This is a genomic window from Bacteroidales bacterium, from assembly GCA_018334875.1.
Taxonomy (GTDB): domain Bacteria; phylum Bacteroidota; class Bacteroidia; order Bacteroidales; family UBA12077; genus JAGXLC01.
On sequence record JAGXLC010000235.1, the window covers coordinates 1 to 6,477 of the forward strand.

Genomic DNA, 6,477 nt, shown 5'->3' on the forward strand with positions numbered 1-6,477 from the left:
GAATTGAAGGTAGCAGGCAATTCATTTTCCCTTGCTGATTACATCAAGCGCATGAACAAAGTCATGCATGCCGATCAAGAGGAGTACAATAAAGATACCTGACTCGCAGAACTTAATTGCCCAATACCTCTTGCTGTATGAAATGTCAGGCGATCCGGACAATCTGTGGAAGGAAGTAACATATGACTATAACCAGGCAAATCTTAAATATCAGCTTAAAGAAGATGACTCCAAATCGCTTAAAGCAGCTATCAGTGAGATAGAATCCTTTGAGGATGACTTTCGCGATCTGGGCATTGAAATCAATTATGCAGGATCAGGTTATAAAGCTTTGGTCTTTACCGACCTGATCCTGGAAGGGCAGATAAAAAGCCTCATCATTTCTATCATTTTAATAGTTATCCTGCTCACGTTTATGTTCAGACAGGTTTCCATAGGGATCATAGGCGCTGTACCCATTTCAATTACAGCATTGTTAAGCTTCGGTTTAATGGGACTTCTGAACATTCCGCTGGATACTACCACTGCTCTGCTGGCTTCTATAGCGGTAGGCATTGGCATTGACTATGCCGTTCACTTTATTGAACGGTACAAAATCTATCTCAAGCAATATTCCAGCAAGTTTGAAGCTGCAGCTCATACCATTAATCACAGTGGACGCGCAATACTTTTCAATGCAGTTGTGGTTATTGCAGGATTCCTGGTGCTGCTGTTTTCGGTATTTCCACCGAACCGGGCACTGGGGGCGCTGGTTTCATTCAACATGTTTACTGCCTTTCTGGGCACCATGACAATTATGCTCATCCTTCTGCACTGGAAAAAGAAATTCAAATGACAAATAAAAATTGTTCAATTGACTTATTGTTAAATTGTTAAATCGACAAAGCATCAATTATTGAAAATCTAATTTTAAAAATCAAATATCTAAATCTGTCAATTATGAAAACAACAAGAAGTCTAATAACAGCATTGGTTCTGATGCTCTGGATGGTTCCGGGCATTGTGAACGCACAGGATTTAACCGGAAAAGAAATTATGGAGAAAGTGTATTACCGGGATGAAGGGGACGACCGGAAAGGCAATCTCAACATGACCCTTGTTAATTCGCGGGGAGATCAACGAGTGCGTGAATTAAGGCAGTTTTACAAAGACTTTGGTGATACAGAGAAAAAGATCATGTTCTTTCTCTCTCCTGCCGATGTCCGCAACACCTCATTTATGAACTGGAGTTACGATGATGAATCAAAGGATGATGATCAGTGGATTTATCTTCCTGCTCTTCAAAAAGTTAAACGAATATCCAGTGACAGCAAGGATGACTACTTCATGGGTTCCGATTTTACTTACGATGATCTGGGAGAACGCCATCCCAACGAAGACAATCATGAATTGTTAAGAACAGAGACCCTGAACGGGGAGGAATGCTATGTAGTGGAAAGCACTCCGAAGGAATCGGGTTACATGTATTCCAGAACGGTCAGCTGGATCATTAAAGATAAGTGGATTGGGTTGAAAAAGGAGTTCTATGACGAAGACGGAAAATTCCTGAAAACCCTGCAGGTTAAAGAATATGAACAGATACAGGGTTTCTGGACCATCCTGCACTCGCTGATGAAAAACGATCAAAAAGACCACAAGACCATTATGGAATATAATGAGGTGGAGATAAATACAGGAATACGCGATGCGTATTTCACCGAACGAATGATGAAAAGAGGATTATAATTGTGATTCCGCAACCCTTCCATATATGGACACTCGGGAAGGGTTGCTATAAATTATAAATGTTAAAAGAGGAATATTATGGAATTACTGAATAAAATAACGGCCATAGCTTTACTTCTAATAGCAGTTCAGGCTACATACGCCCAGGATACTGAATTTCATGGATATGTACGCAATTATACAGGGGCGCTAACGGATGATCAGGGAAACTATTCCATCATCCAGAACACTTTGGACCTGGATATAGAAAAAACAGGAATGGACATGGGTTTTAAGGTAAACCCTTACGTGTATCATTATGTAAATGACCGGCTTGACTATGGATTAAGAGAAGCTTACATCGACCTGTATTTCAAATCTATGGATTTACGACTTGGAAAACAGCAGATCATCTGGGGCCAGGCCGACGGGGTATTTATCACCGATGTGGTATCTCCCAAAAACCTCAGGGAATTTTTGCTGCCCGACTTTGAAGAAATCCGTGTGGGCATCACTTCCCTGAAAGCCGATTACTATGTGGGCAACAACATGTTTGAACTGGTGTTGGTACCGGAATTTGTTCCTACGCAGTACCCGGATAAGGAGTCCATATGGTTTCCATCCATGTACCCGGATTATGCGACGATAGACAAATCGCAGAAAGATATCAAGCCCAGTATTGAAAACAGCGAGGTGTTCTTTAAATATTCGCTGTTGTCATCTGCATTGGATTTGGAATTGATGGCCGGTTACATGTGGGATGACGATCCGGGCATGCACATGGATCGTTTTAATACAAACCCGCAAACCCCCATGCCGGATTCTCTGGTGATCCGCCCCAAACATCACAGAATATCACTAGCCGGGGGAAGCTTCAGCACCGATATTGGCGGCCTGGTATTGCGCGGTGAAGGGGCTTTCTATGAGGGAAAATATTTCCAGACCACCAGCCGATCCGATCGCGATGGAGTGGTCAGCAAAGATTATGCCCATTACCTGGTAGGTCTCGATTTTATTGTAGGTGGGGTAAATCTCAGCACCCAGTTCATCCAGGAAGCAATTATGGATTATGAGGACCCCATCCGGCAGGATGAGTTTGAAAATACAATGACCTTCCTCGCCAAAGATGATTTTTTCAGGAACAAGTTGACCCTGGAATTATTTACCTACTATGGATTCAAGCATCAGGATGCCCTCATCCGGCCAAAAGCCACCTATGAAGTAGGAAGTGGTGTAAACCTGATTACTGGTGCAAACCTGTTCACGGGCACCGAAGGCCGGTTTGGACAGTTTAATCAAAACGATATGGTTTATTTTAAACTCAAATACGATTTCTGATTGCTGAAAAGAAACCTGCCGGTAATTGTATGGCTGTAGCCACAGTGCCCCATAACCAGCTCCAGTTTTATTTTTTTCACAGCAGGAAACAAACCTCTCCCTCTTGTTGCATATATTTTTGTTAATGCCCAATAAATAGTTAATTTGGACAAGTCAAAACCAAACAGGATGCTTTCAAGGAATTTAATGTGTTTCCGTTTTGGCTTGGCCAAATTATAAAGCAAAATTTATGAGGCAGAATTATTAAATCAATAGATAATAAGGGGTTATTTCCCGCATATCCAAATCAATCAGAAAAACTATGGACAAAGATATAAAGGTTGTAGCAGACTACAGGGAAGTCCCCTCCAAAATTCCTGATTTTATAAAGGAGAAAGGAGCAGCCATAGAGCTGAGAAATTTAAAAACAGGCGATTATATTGTTAATGATGAAGTTTTGTTTGAAAGAAAATCCAGGGATGATTTTGTTCTTTCCATCATCCAGGGTCGATTATTTTCGCAATGCGCCCGCATGAAGAGATCAGACTATCACAGTGTACTGTTAATAGAGGGAAATCCTTACAAAACCCGTCACGAGATTACCCGTCAATCAATTAAGGGAGCCCTGTTATCCGTTTCTGTCCCTTGGCAGATTCCCGTTATTTTTTCTTCCAGCCCGCATGATTCTGCTGATATGTTGCTAACAGCAGGAGACCAGCTGATACGCACAAATTATGATTATATGCGGAGAGGCTATAAGCCCAAAAGTGTAAAGCGTAAATCGTTGTACTTTCTCCAGGGGCTGCCTGCAGTAGGACCATCAACGGCTAAAGCCCTGCTCGAACGTTTTGGCACGCCTGAAAAGGTTATTCTGGCCACAGAAGACGAATTAATGGAGATCGAAGGACTGGGGGCAACAAAAGCAAGAAGAATAAGAGAATTTTTATCAAAATAACATTAGGCAATGAAATGGAATTCATTAGTGTAAAGTTTAATTATAGGTTTGTGCTTTAATTAAATAATATATCAAGGTTCGAATGTTGTGCTTCCCCACCATGGAACCCGCATGTTACTCATGTTCTTGTTGTGAAGGTTCCTGGATGCGGGTTTCGTTGGAGTATATTCGGGATATCTTCCTTCCAATTGATATTTCTTCGAGCCCATACCACCTATCACATGGAAGAAGCTATCCGGGGGAAAGCTCAAAATGTAATGGAAGTATTTGAAAAACATGGAACCAATCTGACCAGGCAAAGTTATATCCAGCAAACGGCCAATTTGGATGATATATTTACAGACATTCAGGATAAAGATCTGCTTGAAGCCATCAATGAATTGGGCATCGGGTTTTATTATAAGAAGGTGGTAGAGTCAAACCAACGTTTCTATAAATTGTACCTCGAAAGAAACAAAGAATATGCCTCTGCACCCAGGGTAAAAATGTCAGATTTACGGACAACATCCGAAGAAACCATAAAAGAGCTGTTCAATATGATTAATGCCACGATTGTTTTTTATGGCAAAAAGTATCAGTCGTTGATTAACGAATTGAACAGCCTGGTGGAAAGCTATCAGACAAGCATCGCACGCAGAAATGTCATGCAAAAAGAAACGGATGAAAGCCTAAACCGTGATTTCGACGAAATCCGGGAGCCGCAGAAAGAGAGAATAATTACTTTGGTGGGTTTTAAGCCACTACTTTTACTTTAAATTATTCCATTTGGTTTAATTTATTGAATCCCATAAAGAATAATCTCCGTGTTCCCCTGTGATTTCCCCTGTCTTCTCTGTGGTTAACTTTATATTTTGAATCACAGAGTTTCGCGGAGAATAAACACAGAGGGTAATATCAACGGTAGTCTGGCCGATCGCAGTCATAATTTTACTTGTTTAAATGCCTATCGTACCAAACAGGAGTATATTCCAAAAGTGTTCATTCAGCCGTGATCTCCCACCGGATATCTTCAAAAGTCTTCGGACCGATGCCTTTCACATCTTTTATTTCATGGATGTCATCAAACGGCCGGTCATTGATGATACGTCCCGAAAGCACGTCGCCGATGCCATCCAGACTTTTCAATTCAGATCTGGAAGCGGTATTGATGTTCATTTTCCCGGACGAAGTGATGTCATTAGTCTGATAACCGCTGCTGCCCTCAGCAGTTATGTAATCCTCGATTCTTGACAGGGTTACATCTCCTATGCCTTTGGCCCGGGTCAGATCATCAACACTGCTGTATGGCCGGGCTTCAATGATGGCCTCAGCTTTCGCCGGCCCTATTCCATAGAGTTGATCCAGCTTGCTTTTCGAGGCGGTGTTGATGTTGATCTTGTTTTCACTATCGGTATAGTAGTGCTGCTTGTTATAATTTCTGCTGTACGAACCAGATGATGAAAAAGACCACTCATTCACATCAACGGAACCCTCCAGGTCATTCTCTACATTATCCGGCAGTTCATGAAAAAAGTCAATTCCGGTTCGTCGCTCAACCGCATCAATCGTGGTGGCATACTCCTTTAAGGATTGGTCTGCCTTTTCGTTCGGCAGGATGAATCCAATGGCTTTGCTTTGCGATCCTTTGTCATAATCAAGAATTACTTTGGAGTAATGCGTGGGGACGCTTACATCATTGGGTCCGATTTCTTCCTTGTAATTACCGCTTAAAACAGGACCGGTTGCCACGTAAATTGAACCGTTGTTCCTGGCCCAGTCTCTTATCTGACTTTCCAGTTGCCTCCAGATGCCACGGTTGAATCCTGCTTCCTGGGGTGTCATATTGGAAAGATAAAAACTTTCACTCATAGCAGTCCTTGAATACGACATATCTGCAGCAGGCGCCAGATGACCCCTGTCATAACCCGATCCCTTGTAATCGGCTAGTGATGCTGAACCTGTCTCTACTTTCGGATCCCTCCTGAAATTGTCGGTTCTGTCATAACTCCCATTGACTTTAGAAGCTGTTAATTCATAAGCCACCCATTCTTCCTGTTCATGCTGCTCGTCATAAGACAGGGTGTATGGGTTATGCTCGACAACCTGGCCTGTGGTTGATTCTGGTAAATAGTCAATATCCTGTGAATATAAGTTCACAGCAAGCAGCAGAGTAATGATCAATCCTAAATACTTCATATTCCAAATATTTTAAATAAACAAAGCCGGTAACTCAGACGCCCGAAATTTTTAAAAATACATGGGATCATCCAAATCTCATTTCTATTGTGCATTATTTACTGGCAGACATTGCCACTTGCACCATGAGCTTAGCACCCCGATTTATCGGGGTGTTGCTGGTAGCAGCCCCAATCCCCCACTGAAGCCCGCTAAAGCGGGCTGATCGAATAGGGAGGGCCTTCTTACCACCCGGCTTCAGCCGGGTGGTAAGCTCATTTGGAAAAGGCACTGTTAGCCGGTGCAAATCTGAGCGCTTAATCGCGAGGCTCACCACACAAAGATTT

Annotated in this window: 7 protein-coding genes; 5 read left to right on the plus strand and 2 right to left on the minus strand. The window is 42.3% G+C overall.

Annotated features, from left to right (window positions below; translation table 11 throughout):
• Positions 1–67 precede the first annotated feature (67 nt).
• The 5 genes from KGY70_15125 (at position 68) to KGY70_15145 (ending at position 4,731) form a co-directional block, all read left to right on the plus strand.
• Positions 68–835 (plus strand): MMPL family transporter, encoded by a 768-nt coding sequence (locus tag KGY70_15125; protein MBS3776527.1) that lies wholly within the window; start codon positions 68–70, stop codon positions 833–835.
• A 104-nt stretch (positions 836–939) separates the two neighbouring features.
• Positions 940–1,725: an outer membrane lipoprotein-sorting protein gene (locus tag KGY70_15130; protein ID MBS3776528.1), complete on the plus strand. Its 786-nt coding sequence runs from the start codon at positions 940–942 to the stop codon at positions 1,723–1,725.
• A gap of 78 nt (positions 1,726–1,803) precedes the next feature.
• Positions 1,804–3,042: a hypothetical protein gene (locus KGY70_15135; protein ID MBS3776529.1), complete on the plus strand. Its 1,239-nt coding sequence runs from the start codon at positions 1,804–1,806 to the stop codon at positions 3,040–3,042.
• A 301-nt stretch (positions 3,043–3,343) separates the two neighbouring features.
• Complete coding sequence (locus KGY70_15140) at positions 3,344–3,976, plus strand: hypothetical protein (protein MBS3776530.1); 633 nt, start codon at positions 3,344–3,346, stop codon at positions 3,974–3,976.
• 221 nt (positions 3,977–4,197) lie between these two features.
• Complete coding sequence (locus KGY70_15145) at positions 4,198–4,731, plus strand: hypothetical protein (GenBank protein ID MBS3776531.1); 534 nt, start codon at positions 4,198–4,200, stop codon at positions 4,729–4,731.
• 223 nt (positions 4,732–4,954) lie between these two features.
• Here the strand turns inward: KGY70_15145 and KGY70_15150 are convergent, their stop codons facing one another.
• Complete coding sequence (locus KGY70_15150; GenBank protein ID MBS3776532.1) at positions 4,955–6,151, minus strand: DNA/RNA non-specific endonuclease; 1,197 nt, start codon at positions 6,149–6,151, stop codon at positions 4,955–4,957.
• 94 nt (positions 6,152–6,245) lie between these two features.
• On the minus strand, positions 6,246–6,477 hold a 232-nt coding region (locus KGY70_15155; protein ID MBS3776533.1), incomplete at its 5' end, for a hypothetical protein.

Excerpts from the sequence above, each read along its gene's own strand:
- KGY70_15130 (MBS3776528.1), top strand. The coding sequence starts at position 940 with ATGAAAACAACAAGAAGTCTAATAACAGCATTGGTTCTGATGCTCTGG.
- KGY70_15135 (MBS3776529.1), top strand. The coding sequence starts at position 1,804 with ATGGAATTACTGAATAAAATAACGGCCATAGCTTTACTTCTAATAGCA.
- KGY70_15150 (MBS3776532.1), bottom strand. The coding sequence starts at position 6,151 with ATGAAGTATTTAGGATTGATCATTACTCTGCTGCTTGCTGTGAACTTA.
- KGY70_15125 (MBS3776527.1), top strand. The coding sequence starts at position 68 with ATGCCGATCAAGAGGAGTACAATAAAGATACCTGACTCGCAGAACTTA.
- KGY70_15140 (MBS3776530.1), top strand. The coding sequence starts at position 3,344 with ATGGACAAAGATATAAAGGTTGTAGCAGACTACAGGGAAGTCCCCTCC.
- KGY70_15145 (MBS3776531.1), top strand. The coding sequence starts at position 4,198 with ATGGAAGAAGCTATCCGGGGGAAAGCTCAAAATGTAATGGAAGTATTT.